General features: G+C 32.3%; 18 protein-coding genes and 1 pseudogene. 2 read left to right on the top strand and 17 right to left on the bottom strand.

The window, feature by feature from the left end; all coding sequences use genetic code 11:
- Positions 1–25: 25 nt before the first annotated feature.
- A complete protein-coding gene (locus SJY24_RS01790; RefSeq protein WP_078173852.1) occupies positions 26–856 on the bottom strand; it encodes an alpha/beta fold hydrolase in 831 nt (276 codons plus the stop codon).
- A 637-nt stretch (positions 857–1493) separates the two neighbouring features.
- Here SJY24_RS01790 and SJY24_RS01785 point away from each other — a divergent pair.
- On the top strand, positions 1494–1787 hold the full coding sequence (locus SJY24_RS01785; RefSeq protein WP_377863536.1) for an ArsR/SmtB family transcription factor: 294 nt from the start codon (positions 1494–1496) through the stop codon (positions 1785–1787).
- 229 nt (positions 1788–2016) lie between these two features.
- A complete protein-coding gene (locus SJY24_RS01780; protein ID WP_377863535.1) occupies positions 2017–2295 on the top strand; it encodes a hypothetical protein in 279 nt (92 codons plus the stop codon).
- A gap of 1725 nt (positions 2296–4020) precedes the next feature.
- On the opposite strand, the gene rfbD is transcribed toward SJY24_RS01780, so the two are convergent.
- The 16 genes and pseudogenes from rfbD to SJY24_RS01700 form a co-directional block, all read right to left on the bottom strand.
- Positions 4021–4869 carry a dTDP-4-dehydrorhamnose reductase gene (gene rfbD, locus SJY24_RS01775; protein ID WP_377863533.1) on the bottom strand — a complete coding sequence of 283 codons (849 nt, stop codon included), beginning with the start codon at positions 4867–4869 and terminating at the stop codon, positions 4021–4023.
- Positions 4870–4914: 45 nt separating this feature from the next.
- Positions 4915–5871, bottom strand: a complete 957-nt coding sequence (gene rfbB / locus SJY24_RS01770; RefSeq protein ID WP_377863532.1) for a dTDP-glucose 4,6-dehydratase — start codon at positions 5869–5871, stop codon at positions 4915–4917.
- Positions 5868–6434, bottom strand: a complete 567-nt coding sequence (rfbC, locus tag SJY24_RS01765; protein ID WP_377863531.1) for a dTDP-4-dehydrorhamnose 3,5-epimerase — start codon at positions 6432–6434, stop codon at positions 5868–5870. The genes rfbB and rfbC overlap by 4 nt, the downstream gene beginning before the upstream one ends.
- 25 nt (positions 6435–6459) lie before the next feature.
- Positions 6460–7326, bottom strand: coding sequence for a glucose-1-phosphate thymidylyltransferase RfbA (rfbA, locus tag SJY24_RS01760; RefSeq protein WP_377863530.1), 867 nt, complete (start codon positions 7324–7326; stop codon positions 6460–6462).
- A gap of 124 nt (positions 7327–7450) precedes the next feature.
- Complete coding sequence (locus SJY24_RS01755) at positions 7451–9907, bottom strand: beta-ketoacyl-[acyl-carrier-protein] synthase family protein (protein ID WP_377863529.1); 2457 nt, start codon at positions 9905–9907, stop codon at positions 7451–7453.
- A 12-nt stretch (positions 9908–9919) separates the two neighbouring features.
- Complete coding sequence (locus tag SJY24_RS01750) at positions 9920–10963, bottom strand: aminomethyl transferase family protein (RefSeq protein ID WP_377863528.1); 1044 nt, start codon at positions 10961–10963, stop codon at positions 9920–9922.
- Positions 10956–12260: a DUF6365 family protein gene (locus SJY24_RS01745; protein ID WP_377863527.1), complete on the bottom strand. Its 1305-nt coding sequence runs from the start codon at positions 12258–12260 to the stop codon at positions 10956–10958. Before SJY24_RS01745 ends, SJY24_RS01750 begins: the two co-directional genes overlap by 8 nt.
- A complete protein-coding gene (locus tag SJY24_RS01740) occupies positions 12257–15373 on the bottom strand; it encodes a GNAT family N-acetyltransferase (protein WP_377863526.1) in 3117 nt (1038 codons plus the stop codon). Before SJY24_RS01740 ends, SJY24_RS01745 begins: the two co-directional genes overlap by 4 nt.
- The gene (fabZ, locus tag SJY24_RS01735; RefSeq protein WP_065705800.1) at positions 15370–15855 is read right to left on the bottom strand and encodes a 3-hydroxyacyl-ACP dehydratase FabZ; all 486 of its coding nucleotides are present in this window, start codon (positions 15853–15855) and stop codon (positions 15370–15372) included. The genes SJY24_RS01740 and fabZ overlap by 4 nt, the downstream gene beginning before the upstream one ends.
- Positions 15852–16148 carry an acyl carrier protein gene (locus SJY24_RS01730; RefSeq protein ID WP_000495741.1) on the bottom strand — a complete coding sequence of 99 codons (297 nt, stop codon included), beginning with the start codon at positions 16146–16148 and terminating at the stop codon, positions 15852–15854. The genes fabZ and SJY24_RS01730 overlap by 4 nt, the downstream gene beginning before the upstream one ends.
- 55 nt (positions 16149–16203) lie before the next feature.
- Positions 16204–16950, bottom strand: a complete 747-nt coding sequence (gene fabG / locus SJY24_RS01725; protein WP_377863525.1) for a 3-oxoacyl-ACP reductase FabG — start codon at positions 16948–16950, stop codon at positions 16204–16206.
- Positions 16943–17893, bottom strand: a complete 951-nt coding sequence (locus SJY24_RS01720; RefSeq protein WP_377863524.1) for an ACP S-malonyltransferase — start codon at positions 17891–17893, stop codon at positions 16943–16945. The genes fabG and SJY24_RS01720 overlap by 8 nt, the downstream gene beginning before the upstream one ends.
- Positions 17890–18309, bottom strand: a complete 420-nt coding sequence (locus tag SJY24_RS01715; RefSeq protein ID WP_377863523.1) for an acyl-CoA thioesterase — start codon at positions 18307–18309, stop codon at positions 17890–17892. The genes SJY24_RS01720 and SJY24_RS01715 overlap by 4 nt, the downstream gene beginning before the upstream one ends.
- Positions 18310–18318: 9 nt before the next feature.
- Positions 18319–19477: pseudogene (locus SJY24_RS01710) on the bottom strand (ABC transporter permease).
- A gap of 19 nt (positions 19478–19496) precedes the next feature.
- The gene (locus SJY24_RS01705) at positions 19497–20444 is read right to left on the bottom strand and encodes an ABC transporter ATP-binding protein (protein ID WP_377863522.1); all 948 of its coding nucleotides are present in this window, start codon (positions 20442–20444) and stop codon (positions 19497–19499) included.
- 33 nt (positions 20445–20477) lie between these two features.
- On the bottom strand, positions 20478–21500 hold the full coding sequence (locus SJY24_RS01700; protein ID WP_377863521.1) for a glycosyltransferase WbsX family protein: 1023 nt from the start codon (positions 21498–21500) through the stop codon (positions 20478–20480).
- Positions 21501–21558 lie beyond the last annotated feature (58 nt).

Below are 21558 nucleotides of genomic sequence, written 5' to 3'. Positions count from 1 at the left end.
TGGCTAAAAAAGTTATCGATTGTATTTACTCGCTTGATTCGCAAACCGAATTGCTCCTAATTAGCCAGTCTTTGATTAGTTCTTGTACTATTTTACGTTTTTCTATTTGAAGCATATGACCAGCACCATCTAAAATGGAAAACGTAGCATTCGGAAATTTTTCTAGAAGAAAAAGGTGATCTTTATAACCACAGATTGAATCTTGTTTCCCTAGAATAATGAGTACAGGTTGTGTAAGTGTACCTACATCATTAAGCGGTTCTTCAGAAAGAAAATACCCTTTCTCTCTCCAATTTGACATTAAAAAATTTTTATTAGCTAATAATCGTCCAGGTTGGATTTCGTTTAAAAAGTAGTTAAGGTTCTCTTTATTTTGATAATTCATCAATGTTTCAAAAGCCATTCTTATATCAGAATCCAATTCTGTTAATAAATCTTCATCTTTTGTAACAACTATTTTTTTAGGAAGATCCCTATCTTTCAAATGAAGTGAAGTAGCCAGCAAACAAATACTCTTTACATTTTTATGTCTATGGTGCAAAACACCTTGTGCCAAATATCCTCCAAATGAAAAACCAATAAGAGAAAATGCTTGGTTAGGAATTGTCATATCAATAAAGTTCAAAATATTTAAAAGCATATCATCTGAAGAGTTGAAATTTTCGTCAATTAAACTTCGACCGTGAGCAGGTAAATCTATATATATCCTCTGAAAACCCTGAATCTTATCAAAAATTGGCTCTATCCAGGCTTTCATAGATTTATGGTCTGTACCCATTGAATGCATTATTAATATTGGAAAGCCATTCCCTACGATTTCATAATAAATACTACCCTTTGCAACTAAGCAATCCATCGGTATTTTTCTCCCTATTCATATCAATTTTATCCAACCTATTTTATGTCAACCTACTATGATATAGCTCTCTACTAAGTTGAAAATACCTTTTGACCGCTTGAAAGAAAGATTTTTAAATAACTTTATTATTTTTTAAATGACTATGTTGTGAATTAAACAACTTTATTGTCATTCTACAGCATAAACTGTCCAAAACGGACAATTTATGCTTTAACTTACACATAATTTTTCCAAAAGGGTAAAGTTATGGTTCAAATTGTGACAGATGTATGCTACAACTCACATTTATAGAAAGACGTGAAATTAGGAATTAATTTTAGAGCATATAAACATGATTATATAATCTAACTTCCATTGTGACCAATCCTCACCCATTAGTAAATATGAAAACCTTATATTACTATTTATAATTATGAAAAATTGGATGTCAGATACGTATTCATTTAACTGTACATTAGAATATATAAAAATCACGCAAACTCCAAATGAACTTCACACTCGAATACAAAATGCGTTATATAATAACTATAGAGCTTATTAATGCTACATTAATTTTTATCTATTAAAATATAAAATTTGATACAGGATACTAGGGTAAATAACTTCTCATAAGTAATAATAAAGGAGAATAACTATGACAATCACTGTACAGGAATCAGAAAAAACTAATATTACAGAAGAAGATGTTGAAATTTTAAAAATAATGGCGCATCCAATTCGTTTACGTATTGTAAACGAGTTAAGCAAACATAATACTTTTAATGTTTCGCAGCTAACAAAAATTTTAGAGATACCCCAATCATCTGTTTCACAACATTTATCAAAAATGAAGGGTAAAGTACTAAAAGCTGAACGTAAAGGCTTAGAAATTTATTATTCCATTCGTAACAACAAAGCAACGCAAATTGTCGGCATACTTGGATATTAAACCATATATACAATAGCGTAAAGATAGAGTAGTACCTGAGAAGGTTGCTACTCTTTTTTGATTCTATAAATACAACATGACAAATGTTATTTTTCCATAAAAGAACAAGAAAAAACTAGGAATTAAGTTTTCCTACATCGAATTTAAATGTACATGTCATTCAAAATAGATATCAGACACCTGGATGCACATAGCTAAAAGCAAATTATCAAACCGCTGGAGGGATACAATGTCTTATAAAACGATTCATACCGATTTTCGAAATGACTATACAAATGCTCGAGATGCCCTGTTAAATGAAGGAATCGTTGAAAGTGGTCATGTCCAATATGAAAGTCAAAAAAAGCTAATCGTACGTCCTGCCTACGAAATTGAAGGAGAAATTTATTTTTTCTCGGGAAAGAGAGCAGTGAGAAATACGATATACAGTGTAAAGTTACGCCCTTTTAATGAATTAAAAGAGGCGGATTACATTCCACTCGAAGAAAAATCTTGTATTACTGTGTAAATGAGAGATATATAGCTATCAGCTAAGAAGAGGAAGAAGAGATTATCAAGATGAGCGTTATTATATTTTACAAGCACATGTACGTTTACAAAGATCCTTAGACTCTTTATACACGAACGTTTCCGACAACTATAACAAAAAACGAAGTATGAACGAGCTGCTAAAATTAAAGCCTCAGTCGAAAACATAAACCAGGTCTTGGCAAAATACTACCTAATCAGTGTTCAGAAGGGCAGTGCATGTATCTTGAGGTAATGACTTCAGAAGAATATCGAAAAGTATTAGATACGAAGGTGCAAGCTCAGGTGAAGGTACTTAAACTACACGATATTTCAATTTAATTCGGCATACATACGAAATACAATGTGAAATACTTGCACAAATATCATAATTTCATCTCATATCTCAAGAATACTTTTTGTTTTGAGATATGAGACTTTTTTTATAGATTACTAGAAGTGTAGAGCTTAGTCTGATACATAGATAACTCCTGTGTTAAATGAAACATTATTCGGCTAAACATACTGTATTAACTCATATAGTATGTAATATCTATTTGCTATCATTACTGCTTTATTTCCGTCTCAATAACATAACATTACTTTTGAATTTGAGACGGATAAATTTGCTTTTTAACGACTACCTATAATAAAGGTTATGTAAACTAATAATTAGTAAGCATGTGAAGTGAACTTTATATCAATGTTTTTCGATAGACATACTTTTCCCTACTTCTGTGCCTTTACAATACAAACGCATACTATATTTTAAATTGACTCAAATTTGAAAGTTCACTAGATTGGAACATTTTATTGAATCCAACTATGCTAAAATAGTTAATGTAAGCGGTCAACCTTTCAGTGAATGCGTAACGGATTGTGTTTCAATTTAGTGTTTGATCTTCATTACCCACAAAAAAGCCATTACTAAAGTAAGCGGCTTTTTTGTTTTGAAGTTAATAATTTGAAAAAGATAGAGTTAAAATAAATTGAAATCGAACTAATTTAAATAATTATCTATTATTTAATTACTCCTTATTCTCTTTTAGTGCTTCCTTCTAATATCATAACTGTTTTAATTAATTCAGAGTTTGAAATGCGATCCTATTAAAGCTAATAAAATGGATATTAAAATAAAACCTTTTGTTACAATAATAATTAATGTTATTAAGAATGGAATTATTCCATAATAACCATATACCATGTCATTTATCACATGTTTATATAGTACAAGCATTAACAATTTAATTTGGAATAAAAGTATCTTGCCTCTAAATAGTGCGGCTCATATCCTGAAAAAAAAGCCCATGATGGCGATTACCCCACTTTTTAAAATTGTTTAAATTATCTAGCCCAGTTTGAAAGTTCACTAGATTGGAACATTTAATTGAATTCATCTATGCTAAAATAGTAAATGTACTGTTAATCTTTCAGCAAATGTATAATGACCTTTATTTCAATTTAATGTGTTAGTTGTAAAACAAAAGCCACTGCTTTAAGTAGTGGCTTTTGTTTTGAAGTTAACACTTTGTAAACGTCAAAAAACTTCATAATAATGCAGTCTTTTATTACCATGTATACTTGTTGAGTGGAGAATTTTCTTATTTAAGAATCGAACCTGGAAGGCAAAGTAATCAGGCATATAGTGGGACTCGAACAGATATAACACAATAAAACTAAATAAAGTCATATATATTCACTTGCTAACTCTATATAAAATATATGATTATCTACTATCTAATTGTTCCTTATACTCTTTTAATGCTTCCTTCCAATGTCTTAATGGTTTTAACCCATTGAGAATAATACAATCTTTGCTTAACACTGAATATTTAGGTCTATTGGCTGTTTGCGGGAATTCTTCCGTCGTTAAAGGAATGATATTGATGTCTCTATTGAAGTCTTTAAAAAATTCAACTGCAAACTCATACCATGAACATACCCCTTCATTTGTCACATGATATAATCCAAATTGATCTGTCTCTACTAACTCATCTATAAAGTTTGCTAAATCTAGTGCATAGGTAGGTGAACCAAACTGGTCAGATATCACGCGGACTTCACCGTATAGACTTGCTATTTTTCTTACTTTAGCGATAAAGTGACCGTCTCCCTTTCCAAATATCCACGAAGTTCTAATAATAAAATGATTATTCGTGTATTTTGTTACTAAATGCTCTCCAGCCAATTTCGTTTCTCCATATATATTTAATGGATTAGGACAATCCTCAAGATTGTATGGTGTATGTTTTTCGCCATCAAACACATAATCCGTACTAATATATACAAATTTACATTTTATTCTTCCTGCAGCTTGAGCAATATATTTGGTACCTAATACATTTACTTCATATGCCAAACCTTTATCTTTCTCTGCCCCATCTACATTTGTAAATGCTGCACAGTGTACAATTACATCTGGCTTTACTCTGTCAATATAAGAGCAAACCCTTATTTTATTTGTAATATCTAACGTGGTTCGATTCACGCCATATAGTTCATGACGTGTTCTGCTGAGTACTTGTATTAAAGTTTGTCCTAGTTGCCCATCTACTCCCGTTATCAGTATCTTCATTTTAAAATTCCTCGTTTAACTTATGTAATTTTTAGCTAATAAAATTCATTCCCACCATGTACGGTTATCTATATACCACTTAATTGTTTGAGTGAGTCCATCATCAAATAGATAGTGTGGTTTCCAACCTAATTTTTCTTTCAACTTAGTAGCATCCATGGCGTAACGTCGATCATGTCCTAAGCGATCTGAGATAAATGTAATTTGCGATTGATCTTTATTTAGGAATTTAAGTATTTTTTGTACAATATCTAGATTTGTGTATTCATTATCTCCTCCGATATTATAAATGTGCCCATCTGCTCCACCATGAAGAACTAAATCAATAGCTACACAGTGATCCTCTACATGAAGCCAATCTCTTATATGTAATCCATCACCATATAGAGGGATATCTTTATTATTTAAAGCGTGAGTTATTGTTAAGGGTATTAATTTTTCCGTGAACTGATAGGGACCATAATTATTGGAACAACGAGTTATATTCATAGGTAAACCAAATGTCTCATGATACGCTCGTACCATTAAGTCCGCACTAGCTTTACTTGCACTATAAGGACTATTAGGAGCTATTATTGTATGCTCTGTAAACGCACCCGTTTGAGATAATGTCCCATATACTTCATCTGTAGAAATTTGTACAAATTTTTTCACTTTTGTTTTATATGCAGAGTGTAATAAGGCTTGTGTACCTATTATGTTAGTTTGAACAAAGATATGAGGATTTTTAATACTTCTATCAACGTGAGATTCTGCTGCAAAATTTAATACATAATCAAATTTCTCTTTTTTAAATAATTTATCTATGAATATTTCATTTGAAATATCTCCTTTGATAAATTTATAATTCTGATTTGATGATATTTCCTTTAGATTAGATAAATTTCCTGCATATGTTAATAAATCTACATTTACAATTTGGTATTGAGGGTATTTCTTCAACATGTACCGAATAAAATTACTACCAATAAAGCCTGCCCCACCCGTTATTAATAATTTCAATTAAAATCATCTCCATAAACAAAGTTGACATTAGTATCTTTTAATCTAGGCAGTTTTCTATCTTTCTCTGATAAAATTGGTTGATTAGTTGGCCAAAAAATCCCTATCGTTTCATCATTCCATAGAATTCCCCCTTCATGTTTAGGTGAATAATACTCATCTACTTTATACTGGACAATAGTATTAGGTTCTGTAGTACAAAAACCATGTGCATACCCTTTCGGAACGGTAAGTAGACGGTTATTATACTCACTTAAAATTGTTCCGAACCATTGCCCATACGTTGGGGATCCCTTTCGGATATCTACAACTACATCGTAAATAGAACCAGAAATGCAGCTCACTACCTTCATTTGGGCTTTAGGATTCAACTGATAATGCAGCCCACGTATCGTGCCTGTGTGAACAGATAATGATTGATTATCTTGCACAAAGCCTCCCTGTAAATCTAAAAGTTTAAATTTTTTCTTATTACATGTTTCTATGAAGTAACCACGTTTGTCACTGCATTTATCAAGCTCTATAATAAAAACACCATCTAATGCTGTATGAATTTTACGCATTCTTCTCTCTCCATTCATTTAAATGCTATTGATGGGCAACCTTTAATAAATATCGGCTGTATTGATTTTCCTTTACCGAATTTGCCATTTTTAATAGTTGTTGTTTGGTTATATATCTCTTTTTAAATGCAATTTCTTCTAAACAAGCTACCTTTAAACTCTGTCTTTTCTCAATTGTTTCTATAAATTGAGCTGCTTCTAATAATGATTCGTGTGTGCCTGTATCCAGCCATGCATAGCCTCTTCCTAGTAATTCAACTTCTAATTCTCCCATTTTAAGATATTCCTTGTTTATATCTGTTATTTCTAATTCCTCACGACTAGACGGTTTAATGTTTTTGGCTATTTCTATCACACGTTTATCATAAAAATACAGGCCAGTTACTGCATAGTTTGATTTTGGTTCCCTCGGCTTTTCCTTAATATCAATCACATGCTTATTAGAATCAAACTCTACTACTCCAAAGCGCTCTGGATCATTGACATAATAACCAAAAACTGTAGCTCCCCTAGTCTTCTTAACAGTCTTTTCTAGTAACTCTGTTAGTCCATGACCATAAAAGATATTATCACCAAGAATTAAAGCTACATTATCATTTCCAATAAACTCCTCAGCAATAATAAATGCTTGTGCTATACCTTCTGGAAGAGGCTGAACAGCATATGAAAGAGTAATTCCATATTTTGAGCCATCACCTAACAATTGCTCAAATTTATAGATATCGTGTGGTGTTGAAATAATTAGTATCTCTCTTATACCCGCCAGCATTAGTACTGATAAAGGATAATAAATCATGGGTTTATCATAGATAGGTAATAATTGCTTTGATACAATTTGTGTGAGAGGGTACAATCTAGTACCGCTTCCACCTGCAAGAATGATACCTTTCATGGCATTGCGCTCCTTCATAGTATTTCTGATATGCTCAATTAAGAGCTTAAGCTTTAAAAACTATATAGCTTATTATGCAGGAGGCCAATACTTACTTAATAAAAGTGGCCTCCTACATAAATAATTAATTTAAATATTTTCCTATTACAACAGAATTATAATTACCACCGTAAGAATATGTACTAATTAAGGCATTGCTAACTGGTGCCTTACGAGCGTTTTCCGTGACAAGATTGATTCTTCCTCTATGACTCTTTACATTTTGCGTAGCTGGAATTTCGCCATCAAATGCACATATTACACTAATGAGAGAAAGAAGACCTGCCGTTGCATGGGTTTCCCCAAAGATAGATTTTGTAGCACTAACAGGAACTCTATTACCGAATATACGTTCTATAACCCTTTCTTCAATACGGTCAAAATATGTATGACCATTAGCTGCTGAACAAATATATTCTATCTCTTCCGGGGAAATCATCGCTTCTTGCATCGCTAAATGCATAGATTTCTCCCATGCCTTTCCTAAATGGTTTAAGTCCCCAATTTTACTATCATCAGATGTTAATCCAAAACCTTTAATCTCAGCTAAAATATTACCATTTCTTTTTAACGCAGCCTCTTCACTTTCTACAATAAAGGCAACGCTCCCTTCACCGAGTATGGTACCGCTACTATTACAATCCAAAGGTTTTATATTCTCAGTTGTTAAGTACCTATTTATTTTTGAGTGTCCCTCTAATATTGGATTATTTACTTCATCTGCCGTTACCACAATGAATGTGTCATAATCGCTAGATTGAATCAAGGCATAGGCATAGTATAGTGCACTAATACCAGAAACCCCACCACTTGAAATAGTTGACGTAGGACCCTTTATTTTAAAGTTTAATGAAATATGTCCAGCTGCAGCGTTCATTACTGTATTTGGGAATAATTTAGCATTGGCAGCCTTAACGCCCTCTTGAATAACAATCCGGTTAAATGATTCTACCGTTCCAACTGGTCCTGTACCTGTAGCAAAAATAATTCCTACCTTGTCCCTATTATTTTTGTCTATCTTCAATTTCCCGTTCTCCATCGCCATTTTCACTGACAATACTGCATATTTGCTAATTGAATCCATCTTCCTTAATAAATTAGGATGTATTAACCTTCGATAGTTTTGTTCTGGTATTTTTCCAGCATGTATACATTTTGGGTTGTCATTCCACTTCTCAATCTTTGAGATACCACTCTTTCCTTTAAACATACAATCTTTAATTTCCTTAAGGTTTGAAGAATTTCCAGCAAGTCCCCCTGCACCAGTAATTACAACTTTTTTTGCTTTACGCATCGTTTCTTTATTTGCTGATGACTCGTGGTTCTCATTGTACTTACAGAATAAAACACTTGCATTGTTTCCACCAAAAGCAAATGAATTGGATAGTACATAACTTATATTACTTACCCTACCTATGTTAGGTACAAAGTCTAGATTAAACTTTTGACTTTCAACATCAAAGTTTATAGTTGGGGGTAAGTATCCATGCTGAATAGCAAGAATACTTGTTACTGCTTCCGCCGCGCCTGCAGCCCCTAACATATGTCCTATCATTGATTTGGTTGAAGAAACTGGTGTCTTATTCTCAGCGATTAATGTGCGAATTGCCTTTGGTTCTGACACATCATTTGCTGGTGTACCTGTACCATGCCCATTGATATAACTTACTACCTTGGCATCTATGTTCGCTTTTTTTAAAGCACCTCGCATAGATCTCAAAGCACCTTCTCCACCTGGATCTGGTGCCGTTTGATGATATGCATCTGAAGATAAGTCGTAGTCCATTACTTCAGCAAGGATATTTGCACCCCTTTCAATCGCATGATCTAATGATTCCAAAACAAGAAATGCTGCACCTTCTCCGATTACCACGCCATTACTCTTGCTATAGGGAGCTGGTGGTGTTGGTGCTAGTGCTTGTAAACTATTAAAACCACTCATTGACAATTTAGATAAGGGATCTACACCACCGGTTATCATGATATCTGCTTTGTTATTTCGAATTGTATCTAGTGCGAAACCGATTGAATTTGTTCCTGCAGCACATGCATTTGAAATAATCATTTTAGGGCCTTTTATTTTTAAATCTCGAGTAATATTGTCACAGGGAGTATGGATAGGATACTTAAAGAGTAGCGTTTCATCTGCTTTTTCGATTCCATCTTTGATCCACTGTTCATGAAATGCTTCTCCGCTCAACATGCCACCTAAAGAAGTACCTAAAGAGATTCCTATTCGATATGGATTAAAGTTTTTTATTTTTAATTTTGCATTTTCTACCGCTTCCCTTGCCGCAATGATACCTAATTTTCCACATCGATCCATATCTTTTAATTCGTCCTTAAAGAAATAATCATCTATCTGAGGATTTTCAATTTCTCCGCCATAATCGGTTACCATTTCAGACATATCGATATGTTGAATTACTTTAATACCAGATTTCCCTGATCTAATATTGTTCCAAAATTCCTTTACACTATTTCCGTTTGAACAAATAATTCCCATTCCAGTCACGACGATTCGTTGATTATTCATATTCATATGCCATCACCTTTACAGTATTTTGATTGACCATGATTTAGGTAGAATGTATGGGGAAGACTGAGTACGTGCCTCATACAAAGCATTTTCTTTGTTTTTTATATAAAATTCAATTCCTGAAACAGCAAATGGTTCCTCTAATAAAGCAACCCCGAGTCTCATATTTAATACAGGACTTTCTTTAAGTTCAATAACTTTACCAATTAATTGTTTTTCTATAAAAATCTCATCATTAACTGTAATTTGACTCTCTATTCCTGTCGTGAATCCCACAATTCTTTTATTTACTCCAGCTTCCGATTGCTGTTTTAAGGATTCTCTTCCATAAAATTCATCTTTATAAAAATCAATAAACCATTCTAAACTTGCTTCGAAAATATTTAGTTCTTCTAAATATTTAAATTCAAAATATGGATGTCGAATTTCTAACATTAACGTCTCTAATGTTTCCCAATCCACTTTTTTTAAGTTAATATCGTCATCTTTAAAAGAATTTATGGTTTCAACTACTATTGGTTCCAAGTGTTTTTCAAACAATAATTGATAACCATACTCTGCTGTTACACCTGTTCTTGCCAATAGAATTTCCTTTCCAAATAATTGATTTAACACAAACGATTGAAATGGTAGTGATGATATTTCGAAATCTAAAAATTTTTGAGCTAATCTCCATGCATAAGGGCCTTCAAATCCAAGGAGAGAATGCGTTTGACTTATATCTATAATCTCAATGCCATTTGTCTTTTGATTTTCTAACCAAGCTAGTACAGTATCCTTTTTATGCGCTGTAGTAATAACTGTAATAGAATCCTCATTTTTAAATAGATTAATTATATCGATTACAGTCCCATCTTCTTGTAACAATAAGGTAAAGAGTGTAGTTTCTTCTTCCATAAACATAATATCTTTCGTAACTAAACGATCTAGGAATTCTACATGGTCCTCCCCTTTTACAACAATTCTTCCTGTTTCTGATAAATCTATTACACCTATCCCACTACGTACTGCATCATATGCTTCATTTTTTTCTTTTTGTATATTAATTTGATTACTCATGATTAAGTGCCCCCAATTCTCTCTTTATCACATCTTTTATTGTCGGTAAATTACATACATTATTTATATACAGTTGTTGCATTTTCTTTAATTTCTCAATCTCAGTTTTGCTATACAGCGCATTAAATATTGTTTGACTGGTTTCTTTTAAATCAAAAATTTCACAAGTATGCACACATTTAAAATAATCATTTTGCTCCATCAATGGAGCTAATTCTTTATGCCATCCATTTGGAAATACAAGAAATGGATAAAGTCCATTAGGTATTATATAATTCCATTTTTCTATAATGCTTCTTAAGGTAGGATTAAGGCTATCTCTTTGAGCCTTTAACTCTTCATATCCCATATGGTTTACAAGACTAATCACAGGTATTTTTCCAAATACCGCTTTTCCCATTGAGCAGGATGTAATATTATCGGTGATAAATAAATCACACGATAATATTAGTTGCTCGTATTCTTCCAAATGAAGAAATGGTAGTGAAACAAATTCTATTTTTCCTCCATTTTTCATAGAAACAAATTTAGTCTCATCTGAAACCCCAATTAATTTAATACATGTATCGCTCGGAAAGTCCTGAAGATATAGACTTAATAGTTCTTGTAATATATATTCATAGCTAAACCTTGCATCATTGTACTGTTTCTTTTCCATGAGCCTCATTTTTACTAATAGGTTGGCCCATGATGATTTCGCAATCATAATTAATTTATCTTGTTCTCTACAACCTAGTTGTGCTCTTATTTTCATTTTTCTTTCTTCATCTATTTGTAAAGCCTCTTTATATAATTTGACAGAAATAATATTCTCACTATCTTGTTTATAACTATTTACTGGACATGTTCTAATTAGCTTAAATTGGGCCGGGATTTTAGGTAGTTTTATCAATGACCTTTTCTTTAAGCTATTGTAATTTGCATTTTTAAAAAGTTTATTTTCTAATAATCGATCCTCACTACCCCAAGCTAAAGAATCAATAGAGAAACAAGGTATGTGTAGGTTTAATAAATAATCAAGATCAATAATTGGAGACTCTAAAAATAAATTATGGTAATCAGCTAAAACAATAGCATCAGGCTGAAAAGAATTAATTATTTGTTTAATAACCCCTTTTTGTCTTAGCCCTTTTGTTAGTGATGTAACATTTGCTACAGATTTACTGGCATACCATGAGAATTTTTCGCTTGTTAAAAAATAAACTTCCCCATCTTTTTGAATTTGTTTTGCTAGACATAAGGCATTATGCAACTCACCAATGCTGAAATGACTAGGTGCAATAAACAATACTTTCATGTCTTATTCCCCTCTACTAAAATTTGCGAAAAGTATTCACTATCAAGTAAAGTTTCTCCAACTGCAATATTAAAGCGGATATCTCCATCATTAAATTCATTCTGATTACCATATATTCCGATTTGTATCCCTTTTTTAGGCCATTCGTATATAAAACATTTTGTATTATGTGATGATGTTAAAATAGATACATATAACCCATTAGATAATTCGAGAATTACCTTATTATCTAAATAAATCTTTCTTTGTTTGTCATTTGGTATTAATGTATTTTGCTCTCCATTCTGCCAATAATAAATCTTTTTGATTTTTATTTTCCCTTTTTTCTCCCAGAATAAGTGAAAAACACTAGTTTTCATTTTATCTTTCTGTAGACTTTTCAACTGTATTTGTAAGACAGGTAAATTATATACAGTTGTATATTCAACTTCCCACTCATTAGATTGACAGAAGATCTGATTAATGAATTCCCTGTATGTATTTTCCTCGACCATTACTGAATGGGCACTGTTCTTGAGATAGATGGAATTAATGCTCAAATCTTTCCTACAATCTGGAGTATAAGAGTTAGCTGTTGGTATCATTACACCGGGTAAAAAATTATAAGAATTCAATACTGATTTTTCTTTTAAAATCTCTTTATCTTTATACATGAATTCTATTATTTTACTATCTTGGCTTACGTTAATCTTTATATTTAGTACATTATTTTGAACTAAGTATTCTTGCTTTTTTTCGCTATATGTTAATTTATTTCTTCCTTTAGGGAAAAGGTATATTTTTTTAGTTATCGAATTTCTATTGAATTCATCTTGATACGTAAGTATGGCATAATGTGCTTTTGACCAATTAGCCTTTCCACTAAATTTAAAATCAAAATTGCTTATAGATTCTATTTCTTGTATAAATAATTGTTGTTCGTAAGATGTCTGAGGGAAAAACAATGTTAATTTCCCTTTTAATATGGAAGAAAATAAGTTTTTTAGGCTTCCGTGAATATGAAACTCCCCGTTTTCATTTATAATATGAAATTGGTCAGTCTCAATTGAGTACGGAGTCTTATTAAATATAAATTTGGATGTATGATTTGTAATATCGTTATAGATTTTTTCTACTTCATCTTTGTTATCTTGAGAACATAAAGTATAATAGTGAGTTTTTGTTAAACATTTTTCTTTTTCAGTCCGTTTAAATATTACCGCTGGCATCCATCTTAATCCAAATAGGATACGCTCAACATTCCCTTTCCATATAAACCCAATATTATTATTTTTCGATTCAAATAATGTATAATTTCGCTCATACATATTTGGATGACTAGGTAGTTCAAATTGATTTACAAACTCATAGTCATGTATTGCATATGGATATTCACCATATACCATAGGTTTAGAAAGTAACCCACTCTTTAATGGTACCGTTATCTTCGCATCATATAACATGCACCAAGGGTATATCTTTATAAATTTTCCATTCTGTGCAAAATCATTTATTTGAACTATCTTTTCTGACAAAAAACGAATGCTTCTCTTTAAATTTGTGACCTTATGAATAATTTCAAAACATAAGTCTGATTTTATGGACCACGAGAGCTCATTTACTTTTGGCTCTTTTACTGCATTTAAAAATGGATAATCAAGATCTGGCCATGCTTCTTTTGCCAATAATTGCTGATTTCTAAGATCATATATATATAAACAACCAGTGCTTTTACTTACTTGTACAGTTATATACATATTTTCTAGAACTAAATATTCTTTTGTTTCATAAACATGATTTTTCCCATGCGCATGAATCGGAATTATTGTCTTTAATTCCCCAATACTTTTATTTTGATGACTAACCGCCGAGAGTGTCATATTAGTGACACCAACTTTTTTAGGATTCAATAAAATAGGATGCTTCTTTATTTCACCTGGCTCTATGATACAGATTTGGTGTTTTTCTAGCGGTTTGATATCTAGTATTTTAGAGTTTTCTTGTTGAATAAGTAGTTTGTAAATTAATTTATCTAAAGAATTATTTTTTACATTTACGATACATGCAGATTCTTTTCCATTAATTAACTTAGGATAATTAGCAACATTTACTTCTAACGGATTTGCTATGGTTACTCCAAAATGAACAGATAATTCTAGTTCTTTTGCTGTTAACTTAGTAACAAGCTCTCCCTCTATTTCCTTATTTACTGTTATAACTTCTTCCCACTCGTACTTTTTATTTGGATAAAAAGTTTTCTTTAAATCAATTAAGTAATCTTTCCCTATCTTCGATGTAATACTGGCTTCAAGAGGATTTGGAAAATGGTGTTCATATACATAACAGATGCGAATCTTCTCTCCAACGATTAAATTGTTTCCTTCTAAAATATAACTAGTGAATCGTACTTGTTCTGTTTCTACCTCAGTAATTTTTTCACTTTTTATATCAACCCAACAATTCACATCTTTTGCTCCAAGATTAATAGCATATTTTACAACTTCAATTCCATTTCTTGTTATGGCGTTACTCTGAATAGAACGTAAGGATTTCAATCCTCTAACTGTTTTCCAACCTCTAGATAGCCATATATCTTGGTCACTTTTTGAAATAATTGGTTCAAATGCATCTAAAAGATAAGTAATAACATAAGGTAAATAGCTCCTTAAATTCAAGTAGCCATCATAGTCTATATACGACCTACTTGTTTGATATAACCCCACTCTTTTATAGAGTGCCATGGCTACTTTATCTTCCGGATTCACTTCTGTATCAATATACTTAATATCTTGTTGGATAAGATTTTTAATCGCATAAGAAAATAATTTATCTGGTATATTCCCCGAACGAAATTCTGGATGAATTAAAAAGAATCCTGCCCAGGTTCCATCTGGAACTGCTGCTCTTTGACCTGACAAACTAGAAAATAATAAGGTGGCTATAATTTCATTTTCATATTCAGCAATTAAATATAACTGTATCTTCCGCTCTCGAAATAATTGCTTGATGTCTTGCTTATTTAAGGGATACCCATATTTAATAGGGCCATATTGATATTTATTATAAAAGTGAGCTAACCTCTCACTATCTGCCTCTGTACACTCACGAACTTGAACATCCATACCATGGATCATATTTCCTCAACTCTTTTAGAAACTTGAATACTACCAGTAGCAACTTTCTTTTTATCTACATAAGCCGTGATTTCTACTTGTGAGATTACCCCAAGTGATCTTCCAATTTGGACATGTAATTCTAGCTGATCTCCTGGTACTACAGGTTTTAAAAATTTCATATTACGTACAGAAACTAAATAACCCACATATGAACTCGGATCTATTTTAGGTGAACATGCACCATGTGCATCTATTTTTGCTAGTTCTCCTGTAACATAAACAACAGCCGTCATTTGTGCTAAAGCTTCAATAATTAACACTCCAGGCATAATTGATTCATTTGGAAAGTGCCCTTCAAAAAAGGGTTCACTTACAGTTACATTTTTAATACCAATTCCACTCTTTCCTGGCTCAAGTTGAATAACTTTATCTAAGAAAAGGAATGGCCATTTATGCGGTAAGATATTTCGGATTTGATCTGCATTTAATACCGGTCTCACTGCACATCATCCTCCCTATTTTCTTCAATAAAATCAGCAATTTTATTAATAGAACCCAGTACTGCCATATTCTCGTCATACACTGCAACTCCAAATTCCTCTTCAATTGCCAGAAATAGCTCTAATGCATCCAAGGAGTCAACTCCTAATCCTCTTCCGAATAATGGCTGATCATCAGTAATGAAATGCGGTTCGATTTCTAAATCTAATCTCTCAGTAATAATTTCTTTAATTCTAGTAGTTAATTGTTTTCTTTTTTCAGCAATAATTTTTGTTTCTACATACGTAAACATCTGTTTTCCCCATTTCCTTGTTTAACTCAAAATTCGTCATTTAATCATCTATTGTTTAGCCATTAACTAATCCACCATCCACTGTAAAAACTTTCCCAGTGATATAACTTGCATAGTTAGAGGATAAAAATGTTGTTAGATATGCTACCTCTTTAGGATCCCCAATTCTGCCAAGCGGCACTAGTTCTAACATCCTTTTTAATGTTTGTTGATCCATTCCTTTTGTCATATCTGTTTGTATGAAACCAGGTGCAACTGCATTAACCCTAATGCCGAATTCCCCACCTTCTAATGCTAAGGTCTTGGTTAAAGAAATAACCCCACCCTTTGAAGCAGAGTAATTACATTGCCCTCTTGCACCCGTTATTCCACTTGTCGACGTGATATTTACTATAGAACCTCTTTTCTGTCTCATCATGATTCTTAATGCTTGTCGACAACAAAGAAATGTTCCTTTTAAATTTAAATCAACCACATGATCCCACTTTTCCTCGCTCATCATTGCAGCAAATCCATCATTTATAACTCCTGCATTATTTACTAAAATATCTATTCTTTTTTCTTTTGAGCGTATGTGTTGAAACAATTTATGAATAGAATCTTCATTTGTAATATCTACATGCATAGGAAACGCTTTTCCACCTTTTGCTCCTATAGTTTTGGCTATTTCATTTGCTGATTTTTGATTACTTTGAAACGTAAAGTAAACAATTAAGCCCTGATTGGCTAGATCCATTGTTATTGCTTTACCAATGCCTCGTGATCCTCCGATAACTAATGCCACTTCGTTTCCATTAAACATAGACCCGTTCCTCCTTAAATTTTTTCTCTATCATAGTAAGACCTCTTTTTAAACACATGGGTGTTTCTGTAGAGGATACAGATATGTTCTGTTTAAAGGAGCGACATAACTTGGTTAAAGTATTTCCGGGACCTACTTCTATAAAGTGTTTCGTACCATTATTCAATAAAGTATAGATAGTGTCTTGCCACATAACTGGATCTACACATTGTCTTTCTATATCTTGTAAGATATTGATTCTATCTGTAGTTGGTTTTCCTGAACAGTTTAAAACAATTGGTATTTGAGTACTTTTTAACGAAAATAGATTTAAATACTCCTTAAACTCAAGAACCATTTCTTCCATTAAACGTGAGTGAAATGCATGACTAGTTGAGAGTATTTTTGTTTTTATACCGTTTTTTTGATCTAATACCTTTTGAAATTTAAGAATGCTCTCACTCTCACCAGAAAAGATTACCTGTGAAGGAGAATTATAGGCAGCAATATCAATATTATATTTTTTAGACTCCTCTATAACTTCAAATAATGTTTGATATGTATTCGACACAATCCCTAACATGCATCCCTCTCTCTTTACATTGCTCATCAGCTGACCACGCTTCCGTACAATGGATAGTGCATCCTGGAATTGTAAAGAGCCTGTTTCTACTAGTGCTGAGAATTGTCCTAAGCTATGACCTGCCACTTTAGATGGCCTTATACCGTACAAATGTAAAATTCGTGATATCCCTGTGCTTACCGTAAGAATAGCTGGTTGTGTAACACTTGTTTCAATTAATTTTTCACTTGGCCCATATAAACATAGTTGCTTTAAATCAAATCCAAGCGTATCATTTGCTTCCTCAAATAATGGGGCAAATATGTCTGGGTATTTATCTAAATACCCTTTACACATCCCTACTGATTGGGACCCTTGTCCTGGAAAAATAAATGTAATCATATGACACCCCCGCTATTTTCAAATTGAATCTTTTCTAAAATTTCTTCTGGTAATCTACTGATTAATTGATCATTCGACCGTGTTAAAACGTGTTTTGAAAACCCCTCCGCTAACAAAACTCGGCATTTCTTGCGGAATAATCTATAAACAAATTCTATATAAACTTTACTTTCATTCTTAAGATAGGTTTCTACAATTAAGTTATCTTGAAAACGAGCTGATTTTTTGTAGGTGCATCTTATATCAATAATTGGAAAATACAATTTTTCCTGTTTTAAATACCGGTTTATACCAGTCATATCTAGCATTTGAAACCTACCCAGTTCAAACCAATGAAAATAATGAGAATGGTGAGCAATTCCCATAGGGTCGCATTCCCCAAAACGAACATTCACCTCATTTTTTACTAAATACACTTATTTCACCTACTTTTCATAAGAACGTCGAAATTTTTGTATGGAGATTGTTAAAAATAAAATTCCCATACCAATTAATGCAGCTGATGGAATAAGAACAGAGGAGAATTCTTTGTTATATACTAATAAGTCGTTAAAACCTCCCATTGCCCAGGCTGTAATCGTAATATGTGCTAGGTTTTGCATCCATTCCGGCTCTATATAGAGCTGGCCACCAAGATCCACCTAAAGCAGACATAGTCAACACGATTAAAATAGAAATACCATTTGCTTGTGATCTAGTTTGACATATAGAGGCTAATAAAATTGCCAGGCTTGAAGCTGCAAATGCAGTGCATATCACTAGCAATATAATTCCTAATACACTTTTCCCTAGCCACATTCCAAATACAAAATGTCCTACGCTAAAAAGGACTGCACATTGAACAATAGCTGTTATAAAGCATGAGAGCATCTTTCCAAAAATGATTGATAATGTATTAATAGGTAAAGTAAGAATTTTTCTTAACGTTCCATTCTCTCTCTCTTCAACTAATGCACCTGCAGCTGCAGCAGTACCTAGAAGTACAAACATTACGGCATATCCTGGTACATTAGATTCAAATGGAGTAGGTTTATGTTCATTATCTGATGCTAATTCTTTAAACTCTACTTTCACATTCACTTCCATTTGGGCAGAGGCTTGTTTTGCAATCTCTTTAGTCATATCTTTTTGTATTTCTGAAACAATTTGAGTTACAGCATTTGAAACAACACTTGGAATAATACGATCAACTTTATCTTCTATTATGATGACTTTGGCCTCTGTCCCTGAATATACATTTTGTGTAAAATCCTTAGGAATAACGATTGCCGCTTTTTTAGTTTGAACTTCCTTTTTCGCCTGTTCTTCTGTATATGCTTTCTTTTTACTATTTAATTCATAAGTTTCTTCTATCTCAAGAGCGGGTATTTTTTTTAACTCTTCAATAACCCTTTTAGAAAGTTCTCCATTATCATTTACTACTATAGGAATCTTGAATTTTTCTGTCTTACTATCAAATACATTGGATAATGCGAAACTCGCAACGGCAATAACTATAATGGGTGTAATAAATAAATAGATTAGACCAGGAATATCCTTTAAAAGAATAAGTAGATCTTTCTTTGCTATATACCAAGCTTTCATGTTTACCATCTCCTTTCATTTACGACCTTAAGTTTTTCCCCGTTAAATGTAAAAATACATTTTCTAAATTAGAATTTTTAACATTAAATAAATCGATTTTCAGATTATATTTTTGAATCAATTTCATAACTTCTCTTGTAACATTAAAGCTATCTACGCATTGAATGATGATTTTTTTATCTACCAATGTGCAGGATTTCACATCAGGAATCATTTTTGTTTTATGTATAAATTCTTCTGGAGTATTTGATATTACAATCTCTAAATAATTTTCCCCATATTTTTTTATTAAATTTTTTGGGGTGTCAACATCTAATATTTCACCCTTATCATAAATTGCTACACGATGGCATAACATCTCTGCCTCTTCCATATGATGAGTTGTATATATGACAGTTATCCCTAGCTCTTCTACAAGATGGCGAATGCAATTAAAAATATGGTTTCTTGATTGTGGATCAATCCCAACTGTTGGTTCATCTAGGAAAATAACTTTTGGTCTGTTTAGCAAACCAACCACTAAATTAATTCTTCTTTTCATACCACCAGAAAATGTATCAATTCTTTTATTTGCCCAATCCTCAAGCTGTGCAAACTGCAATGCTTCTCTTATCCGCCTTTTTTTTCTTTTTCCCTTTAATCCGTATATATCGGCATAAAAGGCTAAGTTATCATATGCGGTTAAAGTCGGGTATAGCGCTAAATCTTGCGGTACTACGCTCACATTTTTTTTAATCTTATTCCGTTCAGTATACAAATCGTAGCTACATACTGTGCCATACCCTTCATCTGGCAGAATAAGAGTAGATAAAATTGAAATAAGTGTTGTCTTCCCTGCTCCATTTGGTCCTAGTAATCCTATAATTTCACCTTTACGAATATCTAGATTTAAATTATTAATAACTGTATAATCTCCATATGATTTCTTAATGTTCCGAATGGAAATCATATTATTTATATCAGTCATATTGTTTCCTCCTCATCTTGCTAATACATTTTATTAAAAGTGACTCTTCTTTATATCCATTAAAGCTTCAAGGTATTTATATTCATACTTTGAGTCTGGTTCTAGGTATGTGCCTTCTGCCCACTCATTCCAAGCATTAATAAATAAAAAATCAGTATCCTTACTATGTTGTAGAAGATACTTCTTAAACTTATCGGGAGTAGCTCCCTTTAAAATTAAAGCGCTTTCTTTTTTTCTTGGAGAGTTATCCCAATCTATAAAAGCCCCTTTATAAATGTTCTCACGTTCTTTAATTTGACGGCTTAATATTCTTTTCCATACAAAATCATAGCTTAAATGAAAATCTTTTTTTTCTTGTTGAAGTGAATTGGTATTACCTATTAATTTTTTTAAAGTATACATAGGTTCAAACTCTATAGCAGCATCAAAAGGAAAATCTGATTTATCTTCAAAAATCGTTAACATTTCTACAAAGTGTATTCCTAGAATTCCCTCAGATTGCGCCCATTCATTCCATAGACTCAACAGTGTATTAAGGTTTGGTATAGAAGCTGGTCGGTAAATTACAAATATCGGTTTATCTTTAATAGTTAAATAGTTTTCATTTTTAAAGAATGGCAAAAGATAATTAAAGTGTTCTCTCCAATCAGACTCATCCCCATATTCTTGTCGCATTAATACTTTCTGGTCTTTCCCATCCCAAGATCTTGTCCAGGACTCATTTGCCCAACATAAGCAATACGGGAAATCAATTTCCTTACATTGATTTCTCAGTTCTACTGGTTTTTCTAGTAGTTTTTTCCCTTTGAACCAATAATGATAATAGCAAAAACCATCTAAACCATACTGTTTTGCTAAGTTTATCTGCCACTTATGAACATCTAAATTTAACAAGTCGTAATAATAATCCCCTAATGGAGCCCTAGGCTGATAGTGTCCCAGAAAACGTGGTTTTGCTTTTTTTACATTGGTCCATTCTGTAAAACCCTTCCCCCACCATAAATCATTTTCAGGTATTTCATGAAATTGTGGTAAGTAAAAAGCAATAGTCTTCATTAGTAAGGACTTCCCCCTTCCCCATATGCAGTGACTTACTTATTAATAAAAAACTATT

This window comes from Bacillus sp. R86525 (assembly GCF_042466195.1).
GTDB lineage: Bacteria > Bacillota > Bacilli > Bacillales > Bacillaceae_G > Bacillus_A > Bacillus_A nitratireducens.
The sequence above is the reverse complement of the archived record's forward strand: the minus strand, read 5'-3'. Positions and strand labels throughout refer to the sequence as shown.